At 54.8% G+C, this 26520-nt stretch carries 17 protein-coding genes; 7 read left to right on the forward strand and 10 right to left on the reverse strand.

The window, feature by feature from the left end:
• Position 1 precedes the first annotated feature (1 nt).
• Positions 2-1666 (reverse strand): DNA repair protein RecN, encoded by a 1665-nt coding sequence (gene recN / locus HKD42_RS06000; RefSeq protein WP_170011197.1) that lies wholly within the window; start codon positions 1664-1666, stop codon positions 2-4.
• Positions 1667-1851: 185 nt separating this feature from the next.
• Here recN and HKD42_RS06005 point away from each other — a divergent pair, with 185 nt between their 5' ends.
• Both HKD42_RS06005 and HKD42_RS06010 read left to right on the forward strand, forming a co-directional pair.
• A complete protein-coding gene (locus HKD42_RS06005) occupies positions 1852-2265 on the forward strand; it encodes a hypothetical protein (protein ID WP_170011199.1) in 414 nt (137 codons plus the stop codon).
• Positions 2262-3125: a FecR family protein gene (locus HKD42_RS06010; protein WP_170011201.1), complete on the forward strand. Its 864-nt coding sequence runs from the start codon at positions 2262-2264 to the stop codon at positions 3123-3125. The genes HKD42_RS06005 and HKD42_RS06010 overlap by 4 nt, the downstream gene beginning before the upstream one ends.
• A gap of 9 nt (positions 3126-3134) precedes the next feature.
• On the opposite strand, the gene HKD42_RS06015 is transcribed toward HKD42_RS06010, so the two are convergent.
• From HKD42_RS06015 to HKD42_RS06040, 6 genes are all read right to left on the reverse strand, one after another.
• On the reverse strand, positions 3135-5324 hold the full coding sequence (locus HKD42_RS06015; RefSeq protein WP_170011203.1) for a CHASE2 domain-containing protein: 2190 nt from the start codon (positions 5322-5324) through the stop codon (positions 3135-3137).
• Between the two features lie 120 nt (positions 5325-5444).
• Positions 5445-6269 carry an outer membrane protein assembly factor BamD gene (locus HKD42_RS06020; protein ID WP_246236764.1) on the reverse strand — a complete coding sequence of 275 codons (825 nt, stop codon included), beginning with the start codon at positions 6267-6269 and terminating at the stop codon, positions 5445-5447.
• A gap of 423 nt (positions 6270-6692) precedes the next feature.
• Positions 6693-9833 (reverse strand): hypothetical protein, encoded by a 3141-nt coding sequence (locus HKD42_RS06025; RefSeq protein WP_170011205.1) that lies wholly within the window; start codon positions 9831-9833, stop codon positions 6693-6695.
• A gap of 46 nt (positions 9834-9879) precedes the next feature.
• Entirely contained in the window at positions 9880-11697 is a 1818-nt protein-coding gene (gene lepA / locus HKD42_RS06030; RefSeq protein WP_170011207.1) for a translation elongation factor 4, read from the reverse strand.
• Between the two features lie 110 nt (positions 11698-11807).
• Entirely contained in the window at positions 11808-14021 is a 2214-nt protein-coding gene (locus HKD42_RS06035; protein WP_170011209.1) for an EAL domain-containing protein, read from the reverse strand.
• A 30-nt stretch (positions 14022-14051) separates the two neighbouring features.
• On the reverse strand, positions 14052-16826 hold the full coding sequence (locus HKD42_RS06040) for a putative bifunctional diguanylate cyclase/phosphodiesterase (protein WP_246236766.1): 2775 nt from the start codon (positions 16824-16826) through the stop codon (positions 14052-14054).
• A gap of 140 nt (positions 16827-16966) precedes the next feature.
• Here HKD42_RS06040 and HKD42_RS06045 point away from each other — a divergent pair, with 140 nt between their 5' ends.
• From HKD42_RS06045 to HKD42_RS06055, 3 genes are read left to right on the forward strand one after another with little or no spacing between them, the layout of a single operon-like run.
• Complete coding sequence (locus HKD42_RS06045) at positions 16967-18661, forward strand: PHA/PHB synthase family protein (RefSeq protein WP_170011211.1); 1695 nt, start codon at positions 16967-16969, stop codon at positions 18659-18661.
• A gap of 29 nt (positions 18662-18690) precedes the next feature.
• Positions 18691-19563 carry an alpha/beta fold hydrolase gene (locus HKD42_RS06050; RefSeq protein ID WP_246236768.1) on the forward strand — a complete coding sequence of 291 codons (873 nt, stop codon included), beginning with the start codon at positions 18691-18693 and terminating at the stop codon, positions 19561-19563.
• 18 nt (positions 19564-19581) lie between these two features.
• Positions 19582-20898, forward strand: coding sequence for an FAD-dependent oxidoreductase (locus HKD42_RS06055; protein ID WP_170011213.1), 1317 nt, complete (start codon positions 19582-19584; stop codon positions 20896-20898).
• A 10-nt stretch (positions 20899-20908) separates the two neighbouring features.
• Here the strand turns inward: HKD42_RS06055 and HKD42_RS06060 are convergent, their stop codons facing one another.
• Complete coding sequence (locus HKD42_RS06060; protein WP_170011215.1) at positions 20909-21808, reverse strand: alpha/beta fold hydrolase; 900 nt, start codon at positions 21806-21808, stop codon at positions 20909-20911.
• 145 nt (positions 21809-21953) lie between these two features.
• Between HKD42_RS06060 and HKD42_RS06065 the strand changes: the two genes are divergently transcribed.
• Positions 21954-23708, forward strand: coding sequence for an N-acyl-D-amino-acid deacylase family protein (locus HKD42_RS06065; RefSeq protein ID WP_170011217.1), 1755 nt, complete (start codon positions 21954-21956; stop codon positions 23706-23708).
• Positions 23705-24715, forward strand: a complete 1011-nt coding sequence (locus HKD42_RS06070) for a zinc-dependent alcohol dehydrogenase family protein (RefSeq protein ID WP_170011219.1) — start codon at positions 23705-23707, stop codon at positions 24713-24715. Before HKD42_RS06065 ends, HKD42_RS06070 begins: the two co-directional genes overlap by 4 nt.
• A gap of 36 nt (positions 24716-24751) precedes the next feature.
• Here HKD42_RS06070 and HKD42_RS06075 read toward each other — a convergent pair whose 3' ends face one another.
• On the reverse strand, positions 24752-25849 hold the full coding sequence (locus tag HKD42_RS06075) for a DUF2855 family protein (RefSeq protein WP_170011221.1): 1098 nt from the start codon (positions 25847-25849) through the stop codon (positions 24752-24754).
• A 43-nt stretch (positions 25850-25892) separates the two neighbouring features.
• A complete protein-coding gene (locus HKD42_RS06080; protein ID WP_170011223.1) occupies positions 25893-26519 on the reverse strand; it encodes a glutathione S-transferase N-terminal domain-containing protein in 627 nt (208 codons plus the stop codon).
• Between the last annotated feature and the right edge of the window lies 1 nt (position 26520).

The following is a 26520-nucleotide window of genomic DNA, read 5'->3' on the forward strand; positions in this document are numbered from 1 at the left end:
ATCACACCCCCTCCAACAACCGCACTGCTTGCGCCCTAGCCTCCGGCGTCACTTCAGCGCCGCTGAGCATTCGTGCGATTTCTTCTTGGCGGGCATCAGCATCCAGCAAGCCAACCGACGTCCGCGTGACCGTACCCTCGCTCGACTTGGCAATCATATAATGCTCGCCGCCGCGTGCAGCCACTTGCGGGCTGTGGGTTACGGCGAGCAATTGTCCTCCGCTCGCCAGCCGTGCCAAACGGTCGCCTATCGCGGATGCCACTGCACCGCCAACCCCGCGATCAATCTCGTCAAAAATCACTGTTGCCGCGCCGCCTTTCTCTGCCAGCGCCACTTTTAACGCGAGGATAAATCGCGACAGTTCCCCGCCCGATGCGATTTTGTTGAGCGGTGCGAAAGGCGCGCCGGGGTTTGTGGAAATCAGAAACTCGACGCTGTCCATTCCCGTCGGGCCCCAGCGGTCTTCCGGCAAGGCTTCCACCGCCGTTTGGAATTTCGCCGCATCCAGCTTGAGCGGGGCAAGTTCCGCGGCAACTGCCTTGTCCAGCTTCTTCGCCGCACTCGCGCGTGCATCATGCAGCTTTTGCGCCGCTGAGCGATAGGATTCCGCCGCCGCCTGTGCCGCTTTTTCCAGCGCGCCAACACCCGCTTCGCCGCTTTCAATGGCGTCCAGCTGCGCTCTCATTTCAACCATCAAGGCGGGCAAAGCCTCAACATCGCACCGATGTTTGCGCGCCGCCGCCCGCAATTCAAAAAGCCGCGTTTCCGCATCATCTAGCGCCGCCGGATCATGGACGAGAGAATGACCAGCTGCGGTGAGCTTATCCTCTGCTTCTCCCGCCTCCACCACGGCGCGATCAAGCGATTCCAGCGCGTCTGCCAGCAGCGAATGTTCTTCTGCAATCCGATCAAGCTTGCGCGCTGCACTGCGCAGCAGCGCTAGTGGCGATTTTGACCCATCCCACACCTTGCGCAAATCTTCGAGCTCGCCTTGCAGCCGCTCGCCTTTTTGCATGTCGGACCGCAAGCCCGCCAATTGTGCCTCTTCGCCTGCAATTGGTCGCAATTCAGTAAGCTCTGCCAGATGTGCGATCAGCAGATCTTCATCTTCTTTGGCCTGATCAATCGATGCCTTCGCCTCAGCCAGCTTAGCCTCCGCATCGCGCCACACTGTCCACGCGCGGGCAACCTTATCCGCATCAGTTCCGGCATACCGGTCCAGCAAACGCATATGTCCGCGCGGATTGACCAACCCGCGATCATCATGCTGCCCATGCAATTCAACCAGCGTCCCTGCCATTTCGCGTAGGAGAGCAACACCAACTGGCTGGTCATTCACAAACGCTTTGGAACCACCATCCGCTTTCAATCTGCGCCGGACAATCAGCGGCTCACCCGGTTCAATTTCAATCTCTGCATCGTCCAGAATTGACTGGAGCGCAGCCGGAATGACCGAATATTCAAATGTCGCAGTTGCACTGGCTTGATCTGCGCCCGCTCGGATCAGGCCCATATCGGCCCTATTACCCAGCACCAACCCCACTGCATCAAGCAGAATCGACTTACCGGCACCCGTCTCACCCGTCAGCACACCAAGGCCGCCTGCAAAATGCAGATCGAGCGCTTCGATGAGAACGATATTACGGATGGAAAGCTGAGTAAGCATAATGTTGTGACAGGTGTTAGCCCAAGGCGCGCGCGGCGTCACGATTGCAGTTCGCTTTCGCAAACAATTTTGTTGATGCAGCGGCATTGAATTGTCCCATTTGCGCCGATCTGTCATGCAAACGCTCTGGAATTGGGCAATTCCGGTTAATCTGCTACGACTATCTTTCACTTGAGGGGGAAGAGATGAAAAGCTTTAATCAACGATGGTTCGCGGCCGTATTTCTTTTCGGTAGTTTTGCCTCCTCCCCGGCAGTCAGTGCGCAAGATCCTGTAGCCGAATCGACGCCGGTCGATCCGTTTGTCGAACTGGATCAATTGGCCGATGCCTCAGCGGAAGAAGAAAGCGGCCTGTTGCTTGCCCAAGAACAGGCAAAACGCGGCGAGTTTTTGGAAGCATTGGGCACGATCGAACGGGTGCTGGCGCTTCACCCCAAATCAGATTCGGCGCGGATTTTGCACGCCGTATATCTCTGCCGGATCGACGATCTACCCGGCGGTGAGGCAGAGCTGGGCAAGTTGAAAGAGAAGCGTTTTTCTGAAGAATTGTGGGCGCAGACCCAGAAGATTTGCAAACTTGGCACCGGAGAAGCGCAATGAACGCTGCCGTACTCACTTCGCCCAAAGCTCTATTTCTGGCTTTCATCGCGGCCTTTATCGCGGTTACGCCTGCCGCATCTGCCCCTGTTCGCGTTGGCATCGCCGCATCGGTCGTGGGCGATGTCAGGCTGAACAATGCTTCGATCAAAAAGGCGGTTAAGATAAAGCGCCGTCAGCGTCTTGCTTGGGGCGATACGGTGCAAACCAAGAGCAAAAGCAAGGTCCAGATCATGCTGCTGGACCGGTCGACATTGACGCTGGCATCCAATGCTCGCCTGACGATCAATAAGTTTGTCTATGATCCCGGCAAAAGCCGCTCGACCAGCGCGACTGTGAGTACCGGTGCCTTCCGCTTCATGTCTGGACGGCGGACAAAAAAATCATCTGCTAAGGTTAACACGACAACCGGATCGATTGGTATTCGCGGTACAGTTGTAGATGGTATTGTCGGCAAGCGTGCCGCAAAAATTGCCAAGGACGAACCCTTCCTTGATGGAGTAGATAGCGACAAGGACACCGCCACGCTGATCGTGTTACGCGGCCCGGGCGCAGCGACTGCAGGGGGCCTGGATGTCGGCTTGGCCGATGTCACCGCAGCCGGCGAAACAGTCAGCCTGACTGAGCCAGCACTTGCCGCCTACATCCCCCGCCCAGGGGCACCGCCAATCGGGCCGTTCCGCTTGTCTCAGCCCGGCTTGGCCAAAGTGCAAGACGAACTCGCCCCGCGCGTTACCAACGCGAATAAAGGCGGCTTGTTGAAAACGCTGATCCCGGCTGCCGTCGCAGGGGCCGTCTTGGGTGCGATCTTGACGGGCGGAGAAGAAGATTGCGTTCCTGCACCGGGCGCCAACATCTGTTGAGATTGGCCGCTATTTCTCTGTCGCTTGAAATACGCCGTCCCACGTTGGCGGCGGTGGAACCTTTTGCAGCTTAGCAATGCGCGCCATCATAATCTGGCGTAACTTGCCCAGACCTGCGGTTTCATATGATGCCGCATTATCTGTCAGAAAACGCTTTGCATCGGCCCACTTCTGGCTGCGATAGGCGGACAGGAATTCCCTATGCTGTTCGGATAGCATTTGATGCTTGTCGCAGCCGGCAACCGTCTCGTCACCAATCAGCGCAAAGATGGTATCCGGCGCGTCACGCCCGACTACTTTGACCCGGTCCAATTCCAGAAGCGCAAACCCATCCAATTGATCCGCCAGCGCACTGCCAATCAATATCGCCACACCATATTGCTTGGTCAGCCCTTCAAACCGCGATGCAATGTTTACCGTGTCACCGATCAGCGAATAGGATAGACGCTGCTGCGATCCCATATTCCCAACGCAGCACAGGCCCGCATTGAGGCCAATACCGATCTGCACATCATCGGGCCACACTTGGCCGTTATTGGTGGGCATCGTCTGGTTCAACTCTGCAAGCGCGGCATTCATAGCCAGCGCAGCCCGTGCGCCGTTCTTGAACTGATCGGGATCATCCAGTGGCGCGTTCCAAAACGCCAAGATTGCATCGCCGATAAACTTATCGACTGTCCCTTTGTGCCCAAGCAAGATGTCGCACATCGGCGTCAGGAACCCCGTCAGAAAATTGATGACTTCCTGTGGTTCATATTGCTCGGAAATACGGGAGAACCCTCTGATGTCGCAGAACAGCACAGTCATCTCCCGCTCCTCTCCGCCTAGTTCCAGCTTGTCAGGGTTGGCAGCAATCTGGCGGACCATTTCCGGCGAGAGATAGCGGTCAAAAGCATTGCGAATATAGGACCGTTGCCGTTCTTCTTGATAGAAGCCCAACAGTGTTTGAAGCCCGTAAACGAGAACAATTACGGTTATTGGAAAAGTCGGATCGAGCAGATATCCCAAACTACTGAATGCAGCCCAACTGCCAGCTGCAATAACGCCAATTCCGGCTAGACCGACGATCGCACCCGGCAATGCCCCCAGCTTCGGCAACAGCACCGAAAGCGCCACCCCCAGCACTATGACAACAAGCAGCTCAAGCCCCCTCGCCCAATCAGGGCGTGTCAAATACTCGCCCAGAATCATCTGTTCAGCTGCTTGAGCGTGCACCATCACCCCTGGCACCTGACCTGCCAATGGCGTCGTCACCAGATCACGCAGACCCACCGCGCTAGCACCGACGAAGACGATTTGCCCTTCAATCCCCTCTACGGAATCGCCGGAGCCACCCGTTCCTTCCAGTATCTGCCATGCGGGAATAGTTCGGCCGGGAACATTGTCCGTATAATGCAGCCACAGCTCCCCTTGCGCAGTGGTGGGTGCAGTGAATTGGCCCGCCTGTACAGAGACCACGGCCCCCGCGGCCCCAGGCGTTTCACCGCTGCCATCGCTGGTCCTGATCATCGTGGATTCGGCCTGTTGAGCTACACGTAGAGCCTCTACTGATAAGGCAGGTACGGCTTGATCACCGTATAGGAACAACAGCGGCGCTTTGCGGACCACCCCGTCGACATCCTTGTCGATACTGAGCGAGCCGAGGCCGGCGGAGGCCTCTCGCAAGATCGGAAGCGGCTGCACTGTGCCGCGAAAACCAGTTGGCGCTTCGGTCGGAGGGGAACCAAAAATTGCCATGCCTGATGGCAATTCCAATTCCGTATTCCGCTCATCCCGCACCAGAAACAGGCCGTTCACAACCGGCGAAAGCGCGAAGCTATCCGCCAATCGTTCATCATTGCTGGGCAAGTTCGCCAATGTCGTAGCCAGCGCCCGATCGCTATCGCCAATCTGACGGGCGATCTGTTCCGGTGACGTCCGGTCAGCTTCTGAAAACACAATATCAAAGGCAATTGCAGCAGCCCCTGCCTCTGCCAACCGGTCGGTCAGTTTCGCAATTTCTGTGCGGGGCCATGGCCATTGCCCGATCCGCCCGATCGATTCTTCGTCAATGTCGATCACGCGGACGGCGGCGTCTTCATAGGGGCGCGGGGCGGCGCGTTGATAGGTATCGAACACCGCCATACCGGGCCGGTCAGTCGCCGGAATATTGGCGAATTGCAGGATCGCGACCAACGCCACGATCAGCAGGCCAGCCATCACCGGCCCCGCTTTCAACCGGCCTAACCAGTGTGCGATGTCACTCCCCCTTATTCCGCTCCGTCAGTGGAAGCAGAGGGCAAGCCCCGTCACTTTGCAAGTCAAATTGTGGAACAGGCCTTAGCTGGCGGTTACACCCGGCGCCTCGTCACCCACCAGTTCAAAGGCTTTTTCATACCATTCATTGCCGGGATAGTTTGCACCCAAAACGGCGGCATATTTCACCGCCTCTTCCGGCACACCCAAAGCAAGACTGCTTTCTGTCAGACGGTACAACGCCTCAGGCGCGTGGCTGGTCGTTTCGTATGTCTCGATCACATTCTGGAAGCGGATTTGCGCCGCAAGCCACCGGCCAGACCGCTGATAATACCGCCCGATTTCCATTTCCTTGCCCGCCAAGTGATCATTCACAAGGTCCAGCTTCAGCCGCGCATCGGCGGCATATTCGGTGGTCGGGAAACGGCGCGTTACTTCGGTCAAGGCAATCTGCGCTTGCTCGGTAATTTTCTGATCGCGGGTTACGTCGCTGATCTGCTCGTAATAGCTCAGGCCGATCAGATAATAGGCGTAGGGCGCATCCCTGTTGCCCGGGTGGATCGACAAGAAGCGCTGCGCACTGGCAATCGCCTTGTTATAATCGCGGCCAACGTAATAGCTGAAACTGCTCATCAACTGCGCCCGCCGCGCCCAAGGTGAATAAGGGTGCTGCCGCTCCACCTCGTCAAACAGGGCTGCTGCCACCTGCGCATTACCCTGGTCGAGATAGCCTTTGGCAGAACTGTACAAAGTCTCCACATCGCGTGCGACATAGGCGGTGTCGTTGGTCCCACCGCCCCCGCCGCCAATACCGCCACAAGCGGTCAGCAACAGAGTGCTGGCACAAAGAGCGGATGCCATAAGGGCAGAACGAGAAATAGCGCGCGGACGGCGTGAAGCATTAGTCATAGGCCTGCCTATACCCACCCATATGCTGAACGCCAAGTGAAGGTTGCGACCTTATCCCGCGAGTTTGCAAAAACATGGCCGCAACACCTTTGGAAGCGGCGCCAGATGATGGACCGAATGAGCCACCCAAGCGCGGCCCCAATCCTGTAGGAAAGGGACACATGGGACACTGTCCAAGGGGAAAAACTATTCGAGGCGGATAGAGGGCGGAGAACAGGGGAAATACAGCGAGTTACGTGTGACTTTTGGCGGTACATCTGGCTATTTTAGCGCGGGATGGCGGGTGTAGGAAAGGCGCGAGGCAAGAGCGCGACAAATAGATTGCAATATTCTGATCGGCCTTTGAAGGCTAGACGGCGCCAATAGTTCCGGATGGTACCAGCTCCAATAATCAACAATTTTAGTTAGCGGCCAGTCACTTATTCAGCTAGGAATAGTTTTTCTCTTGCCAGTTATCAAAAATCCCTCCGGTGCAGGCTTGTACTGGTCTGTTTTCTTTGGCCACCGTGTAGCGCGACTTTGTTGAGCTCGCAGCATACGCGGATCAATCTCTACGATTACCAATTGGTCATTTATTCCGCCTCGTACCCTGCACAAATCTCGCTCGAAAGATTTCTTTGCTGGTCGGCGAACTCGACTGTCGCCGTAAGCTCTGTTGTTGGACAGTGCGACGTAAGAATGTACGTCAAGGCTTGCGGAATCAACTAATGCCGCAAACGTTTCAATATCCTTGTTCCACGAAACAATGAAAAGGCAATCGATCTTTCCTTGTAGATCATTACGATAGACTATGTTCTGGAGTTCGCTGCAGACCAGCACAGAAAAATGGAAATCGTTGTGAGAATATACTGGTTTTAGCTCAGTCCGTGGCTTGTTCCATCTTTTCCCATGACTCACATGCAAGTTCTCATCTTCACCGGGTGCTGGTTCAGATTTCCGCTGCCTTAACTGTAACGAAGTGGGATAACCGAGCCGGTGATCATCAAGGACCAAAACAGCAGAACTTTCAATTGTACCGTCGGGCAGGTGCGTATAGTCTAAACCACCTATCAGGCTTATTCCACCCTCTCTTAGTCTACCTGATATTGTTGGTATCCAAGCCGCTGGTAGCGATAGTTCCGGAAAAACAATGTAATCAGGACTTTCCGGCTCCCTCAAAGCCTGATTTATCAGCCCTGCGATCGCACGGTAGCGGGCCGGTGTGATATCAGATACCCCGCTTGCACTCTGCGCCCAAGTTTGATCTGAAGTCTTGAAATTCGTAATCCCGACCTTGATCGGGAAGTTACGATTGCTGCCTTGAATCTTCACATAGTCACTATCAATGGGCCACTTTGGTCCATCAGTACCTTCCACGCTCTGTGAGTTTTCTTGCTTTTCCGAAGGGGCGCGAGCTGGCAAGACTGATTTCTCGGCCAATTCGCTTCGCACCCAGACCCCTCTAACCGCTCTGGTATATTCCGCCCAAGTATGGGCAGCTACAATTGGATCACCTGCAACACATTCTGTTGGCAGATACAAGGCAATCTCTTCCGGAGTGTATGCTCTGGTCGGAAATAGGAATGGAAAGAAAGAGTCGAATGGCGACTCGCTAATATCAACAGATAAGCGAGATGGTTCGCGAGCACCATGTTTTCCAATTGAACTATTCAGGAACCTTCGCAGCATTTCATGATGCGTATACAATGCCGACAGGGAATCTTCTTCAGGTTTAAGAGGTGCGTGTCGATCCGCATGAAGGCGAATATGCTCTTTATACGGTAGGCGTGACCAGTCAGCCTCTCTAGATAACAAAGCCAACCTGCTAAGCTCTACGGCTTGAATTCCGATTTGATCGAGCATTGTTTCAAAAGCTCTTGCCTTTGGAACGCCCTGCTCTGTCGGGTAAGCTCTAATCAATGCTTCTCTGAAGTATGAATCAACTCGAGATCGTGTCTCGTTCCACATCTCCGCATTGGCCGGCTCACATACTTCTCCGTTCACCCTCGCCTTGCCCGTTGCCAGCGTCTCAAGAGCGTAAATCGCTGAGATCGTTTCGCTATAAATCCGCTTTGCGGCTGGCCAGTCTGCCAGCGCTACCGTGATAGCAAACAAACGCGGAAGCCTATCAATATGGCCCAAAATTCTATCGGCCCGGATGACATGCTCGTGTGCAAAATCATAGAATTTATGCCGTTCTTCGGACCAGTCGGCAGGACGCAAATCTCTCGCCAATACTTCAACAGAACGCAAAAGAACCGACCAACCGAGCCGTCGAAGAGTGAGGCCATCAGCTCTCCTTAAACTGTCAGCTTCATCTAACCCGCCGGAAGCGGTCAACGCTCTTGCAGCCTGCCCTTGTTCCAAGTCCTCCGGCAAAGGCATGAGCCGTCGCTCACTGGATATTTCACGAATTTGCGAAGAGATATTGTCTATAAGATCGAGCCCTGATCTCCCTTTCAAAAAAAAGCATTTCTGCTTTTGGGTATGAAATTTCAGAACTGTCTTCCCGCCCCATTTGGGTAAGTCAATTTCCACACTATCAGAACCCTCCCGCTGCTTCAGCATAGGAATACGAGCTAAGATAAACCTCCAAAGATCTTCTTGCGAAGAAAATTTTCCAGTATCCTTAATGACAAGGAAAATATCATCTACGTATCTCGCGTAATAGATGGGAAGAATCGAGTTCTCAACTGCACGGTCGAGAACATCCAAGACACTATTTGCCAAAATTCTTACAATCGAGAGGCCGATAGGAAGGCCCCCTACAGTTTGCTCGCTACCTCCAAACTCTTGAATTTTATTCGCACATAATTCAGCCCAACGATTTAAGAAGTGAACAAAACTCTTGGTGAAGTCAGATTCGAAATCGCTGAGTTCAAATCCTAAACTTTGATGGAATTCAGTGTCCGCTGCAAACGAGCAATCGATGCTATGGTAAAAATTACTCACATCTAAGGTCAAAGCAGCCACACTTAGGTCGTTTCGGAGTGCCTCTTCAATGGCATTCAGGCCGCCATCTCGCCAATGCTTATATGGGGTGTAATATGGCTCAAATGATCCAATAGCCTCAACGTGATACTTTCCTCTAATCCCTTGAACCATATTGGTTCGATAACGCCTTAAACGGGATGCCAAGGCTGTGTCACTTAGAGCAGCATCAAATTTATGCCCAATCAGATTCACCCAAAGGGCCGATAGAACATGCACCTCAACACTAAAATCACCTATTATACGAAATTCTGGCGACGCATCCTCATCCTCAAAGCTTCTCGTGTTTCTTGCAGCATCAGAGAAAAAGGAATGCCCCGCCTTCTTATTCGGGTCGTTCTTTCCAAACACGAGTTGTTTAGGAAAGATTGCAGCTTGTTCATTCTTGACTAACAGAATGCTTTCGCATTGTCCTGTTTGAATTTTTTGAAGCAACTCTGCAAGGTTTCCGCTCAAATTTTGTTCATATTCAATGAATGCCTCAGCGACTCTTACTGAAGTTTCATAATAGCAATCTACTTTTGCTTTACGAAAGGCATAAAATAGGTCCGTAAGGGTAATTTCCGACCAAGAAGTAATTGGTTTTTCGTTCATACTAAGAGAGATAGAATAGCAGCCAAGCAAGTAAACCCCTTAAAGGTCACTCCTCCCCCATCCGAAGCGCAGCAATAAACGCCTCCTGCGGGATACTCACGTTTCCGTACTCTCGCATCTTCGCCTTACCCTTCTTCTGTTTCTCCAGAAGTTTCTTCTTGCGGCTGATGTCGCCGCCGTAGCATTTGGCGGTCACGTCTTTACGCATCGCGGCGATCGTTTCGCGGGCGATGACTTTGCCGCCGATGGCGGCTTGTACGGGGATTTTGAACAGGTGGCGCGGGATCAGGTCTTTCATCCGCTCACAGATGTGGCGGCCCCTCGCCTCGGCCACGCTGCGGTGGACGATCATGCTGAGCGCATCGACCGGTTCATTATTCACCAGAATGCTCATTTTCACCAGATCGCCTTCGCGCAGGCCGATTTGTTCGTAATCAAAGCTGGCATAGCCGCGTGAGATGCTTTTGAGCCGGTCGTAAAAATCGAACACCACTTCGTTGAGTGGCAATTCATAGGTCACTTGCGCGCGGCCGCCGACATAGGTCAGGTCTTTCTGCACGCCGCGCCGGTCCTGGCACAGCTTCAGGATGGAGCCGAGATATTCGTCGGGGGTGTAGATCACCGCCTTGATCCACGGTTCCTCGATCATGTCGATCCGGCTGGGGTCGGGATAATCGGCGGGGTTGTGCAGCATCAGCTCGCGCGCATCATCATTGCGCGATTTGTTGAGCTGCATCCGGTAAACCACCGACGGCGCGGTGGTGATCAGGTCCAGATCATATTCGCGGGTCAGCCGTTCCTGGATAATCTCCAAGTGCAACAGGCCGAGGAACCCGCAGCGAAAGCCGAAGCCGAGCGCGGCGCTGCTTTCCGTCTCGAACGTGAAGCTGGCATCATTCAGCCGCAATTTGGCGATGCTTTCGCGCAGCTTCTCAAAATCTGCCGCATCGACCGGGAACATACCGCAGAACACCACGGACTGGACTTCTTTATAGCCGGGCAATGGCTCTGTCGCGCCGCCTTTCACGGTGGTGATGGTGTCACCCACGCGGGCCTGTTCGACTTCCTTGATTTGGGCTGTGATAAAGCCGATCTCGCCCGGGCCGAGTTCTGGCAATTGGGTAATTTTCGGGCTCATGCAACCGACGCGGTCAACCAGATGCTCGGTCTCGCCGATCATGAATTTGACGTTGAGGCCTTTCTTGATCACGCCATCAATCACGCGGACGAGGATGACCACGCCGAGATAGGGATCGTACCAGCTATCGACCAAGCTGGCCTTGAGCGGCGCGTCGCGTTCCCCCTTGGGCGGCGGGATTTTGGCGACGACTTGTTCCAGGATTTCCTCAATCCCGATGCCCGATTTGGCGGAGGCCAAGACCGCCTCCGATGCGTCGAGGCCGATCACATCCTCGATTTCCTGCCGCACTTGCTCCGGCTCTGCCGCGGGAAGATCAATCTTGTTGATCACCGGCACGATTTCGTGATCATGTTCGATGGATTGGTAGACATTGGCGAGCGTCTGCGCCTCAACCCCCTGCGCCGCATCCACGATCAGCAAAGCGCCTTCGCACGCGGCAAGGCTGCGCGATACTTCATAGGCGAAGTCAACATGGCCGGGCGTGTCCATCAGGTTGAGCTGATAGGTTTGGCCATCCTTGGCGGGGTAGGACAGACGCACGGTCTGCGCCTTGATGGTGATGCCGCGCTCTTTCTCGATATCCATATTGTCGAGAACTTGCTCGGACATTTCGCGATCGGTCAGGCCGCCCGTGAATTGGATCAGCCGGTCCGCCAAGGTGGATTTGCCGTGGTCAATGTGCGCAATGATGGAGAAATTGCGGATATTTTTTAAGTCGGTCATGAATCGCCGGTACAGTAGGAAGGAACGCACACCATAGTGCTTTCCCCGCCTTTAGCGAGAGAGCGAGCCGCTGTCAGCAGGTTCTCTCATCCAGAACCCGCAATATTGGATCAATCGAACTTATTGCTCATATCAATTTGCATAAATTGAGGCCGCGATGCTGGTCCGTCATTGAGTTGCGGCATCAAGGGGTAATTGCCTTGAGGCAGCGCGGCAAGCGGCATTCCAGCCGCTGCCAGCGAATATGGATTGACCCGGTGGCGGGTACACAATCCGTCGGCACCGTCGCTGACAAGGCTGCTTTCAAATTCAAGCCCTTGAGTGGCCCCTTTGGACCGGCGGACACAGCCAACCGCAAGCTGCCCTTGCCCCAAATCCAAAACAAGCTCCGTCCCGATTGGAACGTCTAGCATACCTTCAATCATCGCACCGGTTTTGGAAATGTTACGCAGCACAGCTTCATACCGGTGATCTTCGTGGATCACACCAATTCTGCGATACACCGTCCGGCGATCTGCCCGGTGTTTGGCCGGGCCGGACGGGGTGAATTCCAGATTGCCATTTTCCAAACGTTCAAGCACATCTTTCTGAGGCATAGCTCGTGAAAAAATGAACCCTTGAATCAGTGTGGCACCGCGCTGCGTTACAAGCTCCAACTCATCCTGAGCTTCAACGCCTTCAGCAACGGTGTCCATTTTAAGCGCCTGTGCCATGCTAACAATCGCGGTGATAATCGCTGCGTTGTTATTGTCGCTTTCGGTGGAGCCGCGCACAAAACTCTGATCAATCTTAATCTTGTCAAACGGAGCGTCGCGAAGATAGCCGAGCGAGGAATAGCCGGTACCAAAATCATCTAGTGCCAACCGGACACCGATTGACTTTAACGCTTTGAAAGTTCGAGCGGTTGCATAGGGATCACCCATGAAAATACTCTCGGTAATCTCTAACTCCAGCCGGTCCGGATGGAGACCCGTAGCTGTCAAAGCCCGCTGTACAATATTCGGAAAATCCTCATTGTTGAACTGCACTGCGGATACGTTCACGGAAACACGCAAATCGCCGGGCCATTGAATGGTATCACGGCACGCTTGATAGAGCGCAAATTCACCGAGATCAGCAATGATGCTGGTTTCCTCAGCGATCGGAATAAACTGGCCCGGGCTAATCCAACCCCGCTCAGGATGGTTCCAACGCATCAGGGCTTCAAACGCAGCTACCTTATTGGTACCAGCTTGAACGAGCGGCTGATAATGCAATTCGATCTGGTTCTGCTGCAACGCGTCACGCAGATCTTCTTCGATCTCTTTCCGCTTGCGCGCGCCCTCTTTCAAATCACTGGAATAGAAGCGATACTGCCCGCGCCCGCCACCTTTGGCTGAATATAAAGCCAGATCGGCACTACTAACCAGCTCGTCCGCTTCCAAACCATCATAGGGTGCAATTGCAATACCGACAGAGGTGCCGATGATTGCCCGGCTACCATCAATAGAATAGGGCTGGGAAATCATTTGGATTAGGCGTTGGCCAAGGTCGCCCAGCCGCCCGCGGTCATCGATATCGGGCAGGATGATCAAAAATTCATCACCGCCAAGTCGGCCTATCTCACCCGTCTCGCCCACAATCGTTTTCAGCCGTTGTGCGACTTGCTTCAAAAGCTCGTCACCAGCCGGATGGCCCAACGTATCATTCACTTGTTTAAACCGGTCGAGGTCGAGCATCATCAATGCACAACTGCGTTTTGCAGCCTTGTAAGCTGTCAAAATAGCGGTCAGCCGCTTTTCCATCCGGTGCCGGTTTGACAGGCCGGTGAGCGCATCAAAACGGGCCAAACGCGATGCATCACGATCACGCTGTCTACGATTGGTTATGTCTTTGGCCGTGCCCCGATATCCAACGAATTCTTTCTCGCTATTATATTGCGGCTTACCCGATATCGCCCACCAAATGTCCGGAGCATCTTCGTCATCTTTTTCCAGCCGGACCGCGAGCTCGGTGAAAGCATTTCGCGCACTGATCAAGAAGGGTAGCGGCCTTTCGGCTTTGTCTGATTCGTCATTATCTTGGGGGACAAATAATGAGCCCAAGGCGGCGCCCAGTATCTCTTTTTCTTCTTTTCCGATACATTGTGCAGCACGGTTGGAAAGATATGTCATTCTTCCGCGCGCATCGGTAGCCCAGAACCAGCCAAGGTTGAGGTTCTCGAAGCTATCGAACAATTCAAGCCGCTGCTTTGAATCGCCTTTAGTGATCGCGCTGATAGGCTCGGAACCCACTTCCGACCCGTTAGAATTACTCAGCCGTGATAGAAAACTACCCTTGGCCATGATATTTCTCCATAGAAATTAATTCTGTTCTCATGCTCGTTTCCTTGCCTGTTCCGCAGGGAAGGCAGGCGAAGCAGCTGTTTTGATTGCCATATCGTTACCGTCAAAATGGATCGGCAGAGCGAACGTCACGCCCATGCGCTCGCTCTCGCTCCAAACGGTCGTTACCGCCACAATTTGTGTTTCAGACAGGGCCAGGTTGAACCGCGTACCCGCAGGAACGTTCCACAACCCTTCGACCAAGGCGCCAGTCGTGGACATGTTACGGATTGTCGCGTTGTAAAACTGCCCGTCATTTTCGAGCACCACCTTACGCAACATTGTATGCCTATGGCCTCTGGCTGATCGCGGCCCCTTGGGCATCAGAACCACACTATCGCTCAGTTGCTGTTTTGCGTCTTCACCGTTCATCGCTTTGGCATAAATATACCCTTGCACATGGCTGCAGCCCAACGCGCGAACAAGGTCAAGTTCGTCGAGCGTTTCCACGCCCTCAGCTGTCGTATCCATATTCAGATCTTTGGCCAGACGGGTGATTGATGAGATGATCGCGCCGTTGCGACTGCCAATTTCTGTTGCGCCGCGAACAAAGCTTTGATCGATCTTAATTTTATCGAACGGGGCTTTCTTCAAATACCCCAGCGAAGAATAACCCGTGCCAAAATCATCGAGAGCCAAGCGCACACCAATAGCCTTAAGCGCGGCAAACATGGTATCTGTGCCCTCATCATCATTGAGGAAAACGCTCTCGGTAATTTCCAGTTCAAGTCGCGACGGGTGAACGCCGGAACGGGCCAATGCATTGGCGATAACCGCTGGCAATTGAGGGTTGGCGAATTGTATCGGGGAGACATTGACCGCGCAGCGAATATTGCTTGGCCATTGCGCCATATCATCACACGCCATGCGAATGGCCCATTCGCCAATCGTATTCACCAGCCCGGTATCTTCGGCGATTGGCACAAATTTTGCCGGCGACAACCAACCTTTACTGGGGTGGTTCCACCGGAGCAGCGCCTCAAATCCGGTAATGGTGTCATTACCAGAATCCACTACTGGCTGATAATGCAGTTCCAGGCCGCCATTGGCTATCGCATCGCGTAAATCTTCTTCTAGAGCGCTACGTTCCTCAGCAGCAGAGTGCAGATCATTTGAATAGAAGTGATATCTGCCTCGGCCACCATCTTTAGCAGCATATAGCGCGAGGTCAGCATTACGAATGATGTCTTCGCTTGTGCTGCCATCTTCCGGCGCACGCGACACACCAACAGAGGCGCCGATAACCACGCGCTGCCCGTCAATTGAGTACGGCTGCGACAGAGAGTGAATGATCTCATGCGCCAAGTGGGCCAGCATTTCCAAAGACGTACGCCCGGGAATGATAACTTCGAACTCATCCCCGCCCAGGCGCCCTACCCGTCCTTTTTGTTTCACCGCAGCCTGCAAACGCTCGCTAACTTGCTTAAGCAGCGCATCGCCAGCCGGATGGCCGAGCGTATCATTGACGTTCTTGAACCGGTCTAAATCGAGCAAGAAGACGCTACATTCGCGTTCACGTTCTTGGCGTGACTTCAGGATCTTATCCAAAGTCTCTTGCATCTGGAAACGGTTCGCCAACCCGGTAAGCGAGTCAAACTGTGCCAACCGATTGACGTTTTCGGCGCTGCGCTTCTTCTCTGTTAGATCAGTACCCGACCCACGGAAGCCGACAAAATTTTGAAATCCGTCATAGGCGGGGCGGCCGCTGACCGACCACCAGCGCTCGTCTTTGGTAACCTTGGCCTTGACCCCAAGCTCGCGGAAAGATGATCTAGCAGACATGTGAAAGGCGAGCGTCCGCTCACCTTCTTTGTCGCCATCATCCAGATCGAACAATTCTGTGAAGGGCCTTCCCAGAATGTCTTCTTCGGCCTTACCGGTCGTTGCGATGATTGACGGGGAGATGTACGAGATCAGGCCCCGTCGGTCTGTTTCCCAGAACCAGCCTTGCCCGGTTTCCTCATAATCGCGCAGAATATCTTCCGCCCGGTTTCGTTCCCGCTCTTTCGCTTGTGATCGTTCCGCTCTCAAACGGTTGATATTGGCCTGATGGCGTCCGACAATTGCCGCGATACCAGTAGCGAATGCGAACGCCAGAAAGGCCGCCGGGCGTCCATCGACTATTGCAATCGGGGCCCAGCTGGAAAGTTGGCCGACAAAATGCTGGATCACCCGGCCGCTCAAGAGCGTAGCAGCCAATGCATTGACCGATACCAAACCTGCTAGCGCCCAAGGCCATGCCAGATTGCCGTAGATCGCCCAAAAGCCAAAGACAAATCCAGACGCCGCAAGGGGAAAAAGAATTGTGGCCCACGCAGCGGCGGTGAACGCTTGTGAATTGAAATCGTGTTCACGCTCCCGGATCGCCAAATGATTGCCACAAAACGCAGCCGCTATAGTGACGATCGTGGCAAGTATGATCGACCAATGCGGCATGGCAACGGTCAACACAGATGCCAATGGCGAACCAACAATAACAGGTGCTGCTACCCACTTCCAATCAGTCGGAATCAGATAGTTGCGATTGGTCTGGACCCGGTCCGGTGACTGCGGCGGCCGGTTTCCGCTGCTTCGACGCTGCGCACCGGTCCTGCGATCGGCTGAATCGGGGTTAGTTGGGGCCTTTGCCGAGCTTTTTTGCGCTGCCTTAGCACCCTCTGCAGGCGCGGCTTTACGCGCACCAAATTGCGCTGGTTTTACGGGCGCGCGAGATGGCTCGGCAGTGTTGCCGGCAGCAGTCCTCGATTGGTTTTGGCGGTCGCCCATTCGCTCCCAATGCCGGAACCCTTTTGAAAAACGGTTAATTTTCGCAAAATCATCTGCATATTTTGGACTGTCATTTGTGGATGCTTGCCAATCGCCATACCGCCGTGCATGAAAGGCGAAAATTACGGGCAGGAGACACCATGGCTGAAGGCACCAAGCTAGAAGACGAAGCAGCACAGTCGACGACGGCTCTGGGGCCGATGGTCGGACTTGCTAGAGAAGATTTTGTCGGTGCGATTGCCTTACTTTTACGGGAAACAGCCTCCGATCCGATGCGTTCCGTGAAGCATGCCCAGGAAATGGGTCAGGACATGATTAAGATCCTGACCGGAAAATCCGACCTTGCGCCCGATCCCAAAGATAAACGATTCCGCGATCCTGCTTGGCAATTTAACCCGTTTTTCCGGGCAGGTGCGCAATATTACCTGGCCATCCAGAAAGGCATGGGGAATTGGTTGAACGAATTGGAGCTGGACGATCTTGAACGTGATCGTGCCAACTTCATCTCCAACATCATCATCGACAGCCTGGCCCCAACCAACACACTGATCGGCAATCCGACCGCCCAGAAACGATTGGTCGACAGCGGCGGCCTGAGCTTGGTCAAAGGTCTGAAAAACGCCTATGATGATCTGGTAAACAACAAAGGGATGGTCAGCCAGGTCGACAAACGGCCGTTCAAGCTGGGCGAGAATATCGCGACATCCAAGGGCTCTGTCGTTCTGCGGACGGAAATGATGGAGCTGATCCACTACGCCCCGACAACGGATGAAGTGTTTGAAATTCCGCAGCTAACCATCCCGCCGCAGATCAACAAAATGTACATCAATGATCTGAGCCCCGAAAAATCGATTGTGAAGTGGCAGCTCGATAACGGCATCCAGACATTTGTGATTTCCTGGCGTAATCCCACCAAGGAACAAGGCCATTGGGATATGGCGGATTACGTCCGGTCCTGCCGCGAAGCGATGGAGGCTGTCTCAGCGATCACCGGCTCCAAAAAAGTCAACGCGTCAGCCGGGTGTTCTGGCGGCCAGACAGCCGCGATGCTGGCCAGCAAAATGGCCTCAGACAAAGACAGCCTGCTGGGCGCTTTGACGCTGATGGTGTGCGTGCTGCACCCCAAGCAAAACGATATTGAAGCGGGTTCTCTTGTCAGCGAGAATGGTATGCAACTCGCCCGCCGGCGCGCCGCCAAAAAAGGCGTGATCAAGGGCGATGATCTGGCCCGCGGCTTTGCATGGCTGCGCCCCAATGATTTGATCTGGAACTATGTCATCAACAATTACCTGCTGGGCGATGATCCACCAGCCTTTGATGTTCTGTTCTGGAATGCGGATGCCACGAACCTGTCCGCCAGCCTGATGGGCGATTTCCTGACCGCGTTTGAAACACTGGCATTCACCCGTAAGGGCGAAGTGGAAATGATCGGTCACAAGGTCGATCTGTCCAAAGTGACCAGCGATCTGTTCATTTTGGGCGGCGTGACCGATCACATCACGCCGTGGAAAGCCACCTATCGCTCGACCCAACTGTTCGGCGCCAAGAACGTGACATATGTCCTCAGCCAAGCTGGCCATATGCAGGCGATTTTGAATCCTCCCGGTAATCCCAAAGCCAAATATTTCGTGCAGAAAGGCGGCGGAAAACTGCCGGCAACTGCCGATCAATGGCTGGAAGGTGCCGAGGAAGTGGCTGGCAGCTGGTGGCCCTATTGGGCCGAATGGGTATCCAAACGCTCCGGCAAAAAGAAAGCGTCGCCCAAGAAAACGGGTAACGCCAAATACAAACCGCTCGACCCGGCGCCGGGTCTGTATGTGCTGGAAGAAGTCTGAAGCGCCCCCTAATATCAAAGGAATTTTGTTTGACTGATCCAATGGCTTCAGCAGAAGTAACGATGGAAAATGTGGGCGGGCGTGTGTTGCGTGTGGCCCGTTGGAACCTCGACAAACCGAGTGACCACCCGCCAATCCTGTTCTTCAACGGCATCGGGGCCAATATTGAAGCAGTTGCGCCGCTCGCAGAGGAACTGAGTGATCGCGGCTTTATCATGTTTGATATGCCCGGCGTGGGACAGTCGCCTGAGCCGACCATTCCTTACAACGCGGTGACAATGTCGTGGACAGCGACCCAGTTGCTCGACCGTTTCGGCATCGACACTGTCGACGTTATGGGCATCAGTTGGGGCGGCGCTATGGCCCAGCATTTTGCCTTGCAACATGGCGCGCGCACCCGCCGCTTGGTGTTGATCGCCACCACTGCTGGCATGATCATGGTCCCCGGCAATCCGGCGGCGCTCACCAAAATGGCCAACCCCCGCCGCTATATCGATCCCGAATTCATGGCGCAGCATTTCGAGACGCTGTATGGCGGCGCTCTCGGCAATGAGTTGGCAGCAGATGGCAAACCCGCCAGCGGCAAAAGCCAGCATATGTCACGCCTCACCCCGCCAACCCCGCGCGGCTATATGTATCAACTTCTCGCGATGATCGGTTGGACCAGTGTACCGGCCTTGCCATTCTTGAAGAAAGACACACTGATCATGATGGGCGATGATGACCAGATTGTGCCGCTCATCAACGGCAAAATTCTCAACTCGCTTATTCCGAACAGCGAATTGGTTGTTGTCGAGGGCGGCGGCCATTTGTTCCTGCTCAGCCATAAAGACAAAAGCGTAAAAGCCATTCGCGATCATCTCGACGCGCCAGATGACGGAGAACTGTCACAAGCGGCTTAAAACTTGGGAGGGGGATGTATGCGGCATATCGCGATTATCGGTTCCGGTCCGGCAGGATATTACACTGCCGAGGCTGCCCAAAAACAGTGGGGCGATGATATTCGGGTCGATATTTTTGATGCCCTGCCCGTACCCTATGGCCTCATCCGCACCGGGGTCGCACCCGATCACCAATCGATCAAAGGCGTCTCTAGGCGATATGAAAAGACGGCCCTGACCGATAATGTCCGCTTCGTTGGTAATGTTGCAATCGGCAAAGATATCACGATTGGCGAGCTTCAAGAATTGTATGACGCCGTCGTCTTGGCAACCGGCGCACCCAATGATCGCCAATTGGGTATTCCGGGCGAACAGTTGGGTAATGTCTTTGGCAGCGCAGCCTTTGTCGGGTGGTATAATGGCCACCCGCAATTTGCCGGCTTAGCACCCGATCTGTCAGGCAAACATGCGGTCGTTATCGGCATGGGCAATGTCGCGCTGGATGTCGCCAGAATTATGGCAAAAACCGCAGAGGAATTCGCGGGTAGCGACATCGTCGGGCACGCGCTTGATGCCCTCACTTCCTCCGGCATTGAACAGATCACGATTATGGGCCGCCGCGGGCCGCATCAGATCATGATGACCCCCAAAGAACTTGGCGAACTTGGCCATTTGAACACAGCATCGCCCCGTGTGGACAAAAGCGATCTGCCCGATGAAACAGAAGATGCATTTCTGGAACCGGGTATCCGCAAATCCGTCACCCACTTGCGTAGTTTTGCCGCAATCCCGGAAGATATCCACGCGGAAAAACCGGTTGAAGTTGAGTTCGACTTTTACGCCAACCCCGTCGCACTGGAAGGCGAAGGAAATGTTTCCAGCGTTAAGGTGGAACGTACCGAAGTTGAAAAAGGCCGCGCCATTGGCACTGGCGAATTCTATTCAGTCCCTGCCGATGTGGTTATTGCCTGTATTGGCTACCGCACATCGCCCATTCCCGACGTTCCATTTGATGAACGCGCGGGCCGGTTTGCCAATGATGAAGGGCGGATTTTGACCGGGCTGTATTGTGTCGGATGGGCACGGCGCGGCCCCTCTGGCACCATCGGTACCAACCGGCCAGATGGCTACAGCCTGATAGAGAAAATCGCTGAAGACATGGATGCCGGCTTGTTAGGCAGGATTGGGAAAGCCGGCCGCGAGGGGTTTGATGCCCTTGCCAGCACCCGCGGCATTGATGTCGTCACATTTCAAGACTGGAAGAAAATCGAAGAAGCGGAGACTGCAGCCGCCCGCGATGGTGCCCCTCGGGAGAAATTCACCGATATCGAAGCGATGATCCGCGCCGCAAACTGAAAATACCTGCCTAGCCTTCCAGCCACGATTGCAATTCAGCATTCACGGCATCCGGGACATCCTGCTGCACCCAATGGGATGCCTCAGGAAAACGTTTTATCGTTAGGTCGGGGACATAGTCCTCCAGCCCATCGAGCAAGTGAATATCCAGCGCAATGTCCTGTTCCCCCCATAATACCAGCGTGGGTATATCGACCTGATATGTCGGCAGATCGCGTCCATCGGGTATCTGCAACAAAGCTCTGTAATAACTCAGCATCGCGGTTAGCGCGCCGGGCCGCAGCGCCGCCTGGCGATAGGGTTCCAAGGCCTGATCATCGAACAATTCGGTATTCACCGCATTGCCGCGAAACGCCATCTGGATCGCCCTGCCCTTACCCCGCGCCAACAGTTTTTCCGGCAACCATGGGATTTGGAAGAAGAATATGTACCAGCTCTTTTTCAGCTGCCGCCATTTCTTGATTTCTCGCTGGCCGCATTTCGGGTGCGGCACATTCAAGATGATCAATTTAGTCAGCGGTCGCAGTTTCTTGATCGCAAAGTGCCACGCCACGATCGCGCCCCAATCATGGGCAATCAGGGTCACATCTTTGGCACCGCTTGCATCAATCACATCGGCAACGTCCTGGGCCAGCCTGTTCAGCCCATAATGCTCCGTACCAACGGGTCGGTGGCTTTCCCCGTAGCCCCGCATATTAGGGGCCCAGACGCGGTATCCCATCTCCGCAAGCATCGGCATCTGGTGCCGCCAGCTATAATGCAGTTCAGGAAAACCATGCAGACACAGCGCCAGCCTATCGCCCGCGCCAGCCATCGCGACTTCGTATCGGTTTCCCCCTGCCTCAACGAATTTGATCGAAATCCCGCTGTCTGCGGGCGGTTGCCATGAGGTAATCTGCTCGGTCGCCATATCGCCTCTTCCTTTAATACGCTGCCGTTTATGGCTGGAGGATGGCGTATTGGCCGGACTTGGGCAAGCAATCTGCGCGGGATACGGAATAGCTAGACTCTGCCGCGTTCCTATGGAATTCTCTTAAGAAAACTGGAGAGAGACAATGCCCGCTTTTGACCTGATTATCCGCAATGGAACCATTGTGGATGGCACCGGTAATGACCGTTTTACAGGCGACGTTGCCATTAAAGATGGACTGATTGCGCAAGTCGGTGAAGTGCGCGGCGATGCAGCAGAAGAAATAGATGCGGGCGGCAATCTGCTGACGCCCGGTTTTGTCGACATTCACACGCATTATGATGGCCAAGCCACTTGGGATCAGGAAATGGCCCCATCGAGCTGGCACGGTGTCACAACCGTTGTCATGGGCAATTGCGGCGTCGGCTTCGCCCCCGCCAAGCCGGATCGGCATGAATGGTTAATCAGCCTGATGGAAGGCGTGGAGGACATTCCCGGAACCGCTTTGGCAGAGGGTATTACATGGGATTGGGAAACCTTCCCCGAATATCTCGATGCGCTGGAGAAAATGCCGCGGGCAGTCGATATCGGTACCCACGTGCCGCATGGCGCGGTCCGCGCATATGTGCTGGAAGATCGCGAACAGCCAGGTGCTGTTCCGACTGAAGAGGACATCAAGAAAATGTCCGACATTGTCGAGGAAGGCGTGAAAGCGGGTGCGCTTGGCTTCTCCACTTCACGCACAGTGCTGCACAAATCAATCGATGGAGAGCTGGTACCCGGCACGACGGCAACCTCGGAAGAACTCGTCGAGATAGGCCGCGCGATGGGCCGTGTGGGTCACGGTGTGTTTGAAATGGCAAGCGATCTACAACGCGACTGGAATGAATTTGAATGGATGGGCGACCTCAGCCGCGAAACCGGTTTGCCTGTTACCTTCGCCGCATTGGAATCCATCGCCAAGGAAATGCCGCTTGCCGAACAGATCCAAACGATGCGCGCCCAGAATGACAATGGCGCCAACATCGTCGCCCAGATTGCGCTACGCGGCAACGGGATCATCATGGCTTGGCAAGGAACCGTGAACCCGTTTGTCTACCGCCCCAGCTGGCAATCCATTTCCGAGCTGCCTTGGGAAGAACAGAAAGCCAAATTGCTCGATCCTGCTTTCAAGAAGCAGCTATTGTCAGAAGCAAATGACTATTCAGAAGCGCCCAAAGACATCCTCGGCGTGGTCATGGTCATCACGCAAGGCTGGGCCCTCCAATACGAAATGGATCCGGATTTCGATTACGAACCGGATGAAACCGCCAGCGTCAACGCACGCGCCAATGCCAAGGGAATTGATCCGCAAGAATACGCCTATGATATGCTGTGCGCGGATGACGGAAAAGGCTTCATCTATTTGCCGATCCTGAATTACGCAGATGGAAATTTGGACTTCCTCCACCCGCTTCAACATTCGGATGATACAGTGAATTCTCTGTCCGATGGCGGCGCGCATTGCGGCACGATTTGTGATGCTGCCAGCCCGACATTCATGCTGGAACATTGGGTTCGCGACCGGAAGCGCGGCGACCGAATAACGCTCGAAAACGCGATCAAGCGCCAATGCTGGGACACCGCCCGGCTGTATGGCCTCGAAGATCGCGGGATCATCGCCCCCGGCTATCTGGCAGATTTGAACATTATTGACTTTGACGCGATTAAATTGGGCAAACCATGGTTGGCCTTTGACCTGCCCGCAGGCGGACGCCGCTTGCTGCAAAAGGCTGATGGCTATGTCGCCACAATCAAGAATGGCACCGTCACATTCCAAAACGGCACGTGGACCGGTGCAACACCCGGCGGTTTGATCCGCGGGCCGCAGCGCGCCGAATTGGCGGAGGCAGCAGAATGAAGGCTGTCTGCACAGGCTCTGCGCCCTCCACACTCGACACTCTGAAACTGGTCGAAGTGGATGCACCACCCGCGCCCGGCCCAGGCGAAATCCAAGTCGCTTTGAAAGCAAGCTCGCTCAACTATCACGATTACGCCGTCGTCAAAGGCATGATCCCGACGCCCGAAGGCCGCATCCCTATGTCGGATGGTGCGGGTGAAGTGATAGCAGTCGGCGATGGTGTGACCGCCTATGCGGTGGGTGATTTGGTCGTATCGACGTTCTTTCCTGACTGGCTGGACGGCCAACCGCCCGCGACCGCTTTTACGCGTGTGCCCGGCGATGGGATCAACGGGTATGCTTGTGAGCAGATCACCGCGCCGACCACTTGGTTCACGCGCGCCCCCACGGGGTATGATGCCGCGCAAGCTGCAACATTGACCTGCGCTGGCTTAACCGCTTGGCGCGCTTTGTTCGTCGATTACACGCTGAAGCCCGGCGACACTGTGCTCGTCCAAGGCACTGGCGGCGTATCCATTTTCGCCCTGCAATTGGCCAAGGCGGCAGGCGCGACCGTCATCGCCACCAGCTCCTCCGACGAAAAGCTGGAACGGGTAAAGGCGCTCGGCGCGGACCATGTGATCAATTACAAAGATGTTCCGGCATGGGGGCCAAAGGCGCTCGAACTAACCGGAGGGCGCGGCGTGGACTGCGTGGTCGAAGTGGGCGGTGCCGGAACGCTGGATCAATCGATGCTGGCGGCCCGGGTTGGCGGACACATCGCCCTGATCGGTGTTCTTACAGGAATGGCCGGACCGGTGCAGACCGCCCTGCTCTTTGCGAAGAACCTGACCGTTCAGGGCTTGACCGTGGGCAGCCGCCAGCACCAATTGGATATGATCGCCGGCATCGAAGCCAACGGGATTGAACCGGTCATTTCGGATCGCTTCGCATTGGCCGACCTCGCCGATGCTTTCCGCCATCAAGAAAGCGGAAAGCATTTCGGCAAGATCGTTATCGATATCTAAGGGCCGTTCGGCCAAATAATCTACGGTTGGTCAACCTTACGGTTGGATCACGATACCTTTTGCGGGGTCCACCTTGCCGCTGAGCATGGTCAAATAAGTCTCACGCGCTGCGTCGAGGCCGTTCAACGTGACGATGTCCACAGTGCCTTCGACCGCGCTGAGGAAGCCGTGCCACGTCTTCGCAATCATCTTACCACCTTCGACCGGGCCATGTGCCTTGAAGAAGGAGACAAAGTGATCTGGCGCAAAGAATAATGTTGGCTTTGGACCGGGCAACTGCGCTGCCCCGCCAAACCCCGGGCCGCGCTCTTCAATATGCGTTGCCCCGACAAGGCAGGAATATTTCAGCGCATCACCAAAGTGGGTGTGGATGCTGGATAGGAGTTCAGCGTTGCCGGCGAAATCGACGCTGACACTGTCCTCCGCCGCGACCGAACCCAGATCATCATAGGCGACGACTTCATCATATAGCCCAGTTGATTTCACAAATTCCACATTGCCGGGCGAGGTTAAGCCGATCCGCTTCACATCGGGGGAATTCTGCTTGGCCACGCTGGCCAGCCCCATTGCAGTTTTGGAAGATGCGCTGGTCAAGATGACTTGCCCTGCCCCGAACCAGTCTTCAGAGCGCAGGAAATAATCGATGACAAAACCGGTTTTGAACAACGGACCGTAGATCATCCGCTCGTTCTCACGTGCAGGATCATGTTCTGGATCAGCGGCCAACCGATTGTAATTATTGTAGACTGGGCTCATTGGCTGGCGATAATCGGTCATGTCGGAAAAACTCGCCGCGCTGACATTGCCCGGCACGACATCCAAATGGCTGCCCATCGGCAAATATCCATAAACGCGTTCGCCCACGGCGAATTCGCCATGATTGCTCTCAATCACTTTGGCGTGTCCCCACATCGGGACGATACCCAAACCGTCGGCATTGTCGGCCTTTGGCGGAAAGAAATTCCAATATCCAAAGCCATCACCAACCACCGCATAGGTGATATTGTTCGCGGTGACGGAGAAACTTTCCACCTCCAACCGCACAGCCCCTTCTGCGAGCGGGCCGGTTTCCGCCTCGACCAGCGCGGCGGTGGTGAGTTCATCCTTGCGAACGTGAACTTGATGTAAGGTCATTGGGGCATCCTTTGTGATTTTTTGTTGGGCCACCCCTAACCGATCACGTCTCACTTTCCCAGCGGGTCGCTTTTATGGAAGCTCGCTGACGGCACTGCACCATCCACAGCGGCAGGACTTGCAGTTGCGCAATCCCCGCTGCCCCCTCTGGCGTCAGCTCCACGCCGCGCAGGATACAGTACAGAAATATGTCCGCCATAGTGAAACCATCATTGGACCATGCGCCGTCGCGCTGCATTTCCAAATCGATGAAGGACAGCGTCTTCGCGATATCGGGCAAAGCCTTGGCAATGCGCCCTTTGTCGAGCTCCGCCCCGGCATAGCGGTGCATGATATACGGCATGACAAGCCCGCGCTCGAACAACGGGAAGAGATAGGAATTCCCCACGCCAATCCAACGTTCCATCGCCGCGCGCCGAACAGGATCGGCGGGCCGCAACGCCCCGCCATTATGCGCTGTATCGATATAATTGGCGATCGAGACAGTCTCATACATCTCGTGCCCGTCAATATGTACAACCGGCACCTTGCCAAATGGGTGGCGGTTCTCCGGCGAATGCGCGGGCGTCGGCACGACCTCATGCGCCAAACCCGCTTCTTCGCAGACAATTTCGACTATGCGGACATAGGTGGAGATAACCGGCCCGAAGATTTGGACCGGACTGGACACA

The sequence above is a fragment of the Pontixanthobacter rizhaonensis genome (genome assembly GCF_012972675.1).
GTDB classification, from domain to species: domain Bacteria; phylum Pseudomonadota; class Alphaproteobacteria; order Sphingomonadales; family Sphingomonadaceae; genus Pontixanthobacter; species Pontixanthobacter rizhaonensis.

What these genes read in the sequence shown, in the direction of transcription:
- recN (WP_170011197.1), bottom strand. Translation starts at nt 1,666, where the DNA reads ATGCTTACTCAGCTTTCCATCCGTAATATCGTTCTCATCGAAGCGCTC.
- lepA (WP_170011207.1), bottom strand. Translation starts at nt 11,697, where the DNA reads ATGACCGACTTAAAAAATATCCGCAATTTCTCCATCATTGCGCACATT.
- HKD42_RS06015 (WP_170011203.1), bottom strand. Translation starts at nt 5,324, where the DNA reads ATGGCTGGCCTGCTGATCGTGGCGTTGGTCGCGATCCTGCAATTCGCC.
- HKD42_RS06055 (WP_170011213.1), top strand. Translation starts at nt 19,582, where the DNA reads ATGCGGCATATCGCGATTATCGGTTCCGGTCCGGCAGGATATTACACT.
- HKD42_RS06075 (WP_170011221.1), bottom strand. Translation starts at nt 25,849, where the DNA reads ATGACCTTACATCAAGTTCACGTTCGCAAGGATGAACTCACCACCGCC.
- HKD42_RS06065 (WP_170011217.1), top strand. Translation starts at nt 21,954, where the DNA reads ATGCCCGCTTTTGACCTGATTATCCGCAATGGAACCATTGTGGATGGC.
- HKD42_RS06040 (WP_246236766.1), bottom strand. Translation starts at nt 16,826, where the DNA reads ATGGGCGACCGCCAAAACCAATCGAGGACTGCTGCCGGCAACACTGCC.
- HKD42_RS06020 (WP_246236764.1), bottom strand. Translation starts at nt 6,269, where the DNA reads ATGACTAATGCTTCACGCCGTCCGCGCGCTATTTCTCGTTCTGCCCTT.
- HKD42_RS06070 (WP_170011219.1), top strand. Translation starts at nt 23,705, where the DNA reads ATGAAGGCTGTCTGCACAGGCTCTGCGCCCTCCACACTCGACACTCTG.
- HKD42_RS06005 (WP_170011199.1), top strand. Translation starts at nt 1,852, where the DNA reads ATGAAAAGCTTTAATCAACGATGGTTCGCGGCCGTATTTCTTTTCGGT.
- HKD42_RS06045 (WP_170011211.1), top strand. Translation starts at nt 16,967, where the DNA reads ATGGCTGAAGGCACCAAGCTAGAAGACGAAGCAGCACAGTCGACGACG.
- HKD42_RS06025 (WP_170011205.1), bottom strand. Translation starts at nt 9,833, where the DNA reads ATGAACGAAAAACCAATTACTTCTTGGTCGGAAATTACCCTTACGGAC.
- HKD42_RS06010 (WP_170011201.1), top strand. Translation starts at nt 2,262, where the DNA reads ATGAACGCTGCCGTACTCACTTCGCCCAAAGCTCTATTTCTGGCTTTC.
- HKD42_RS06060 (WP_170011215.1), bottom strand. Translation starts at nt 21,808, where the DNA reads ATGGCGACCGAGCAGATTACCTCATGGCAACCGCCCGCAGACAGCGGG.
- HKD42_RS06035 (WP_170011209.1), bottom strand. Translation starts at nt 14,021, where the DNA reads ATGGCCAAGGGTAGTTTTCTATCACGGCTGAGTAATTCTAACGGGTCG.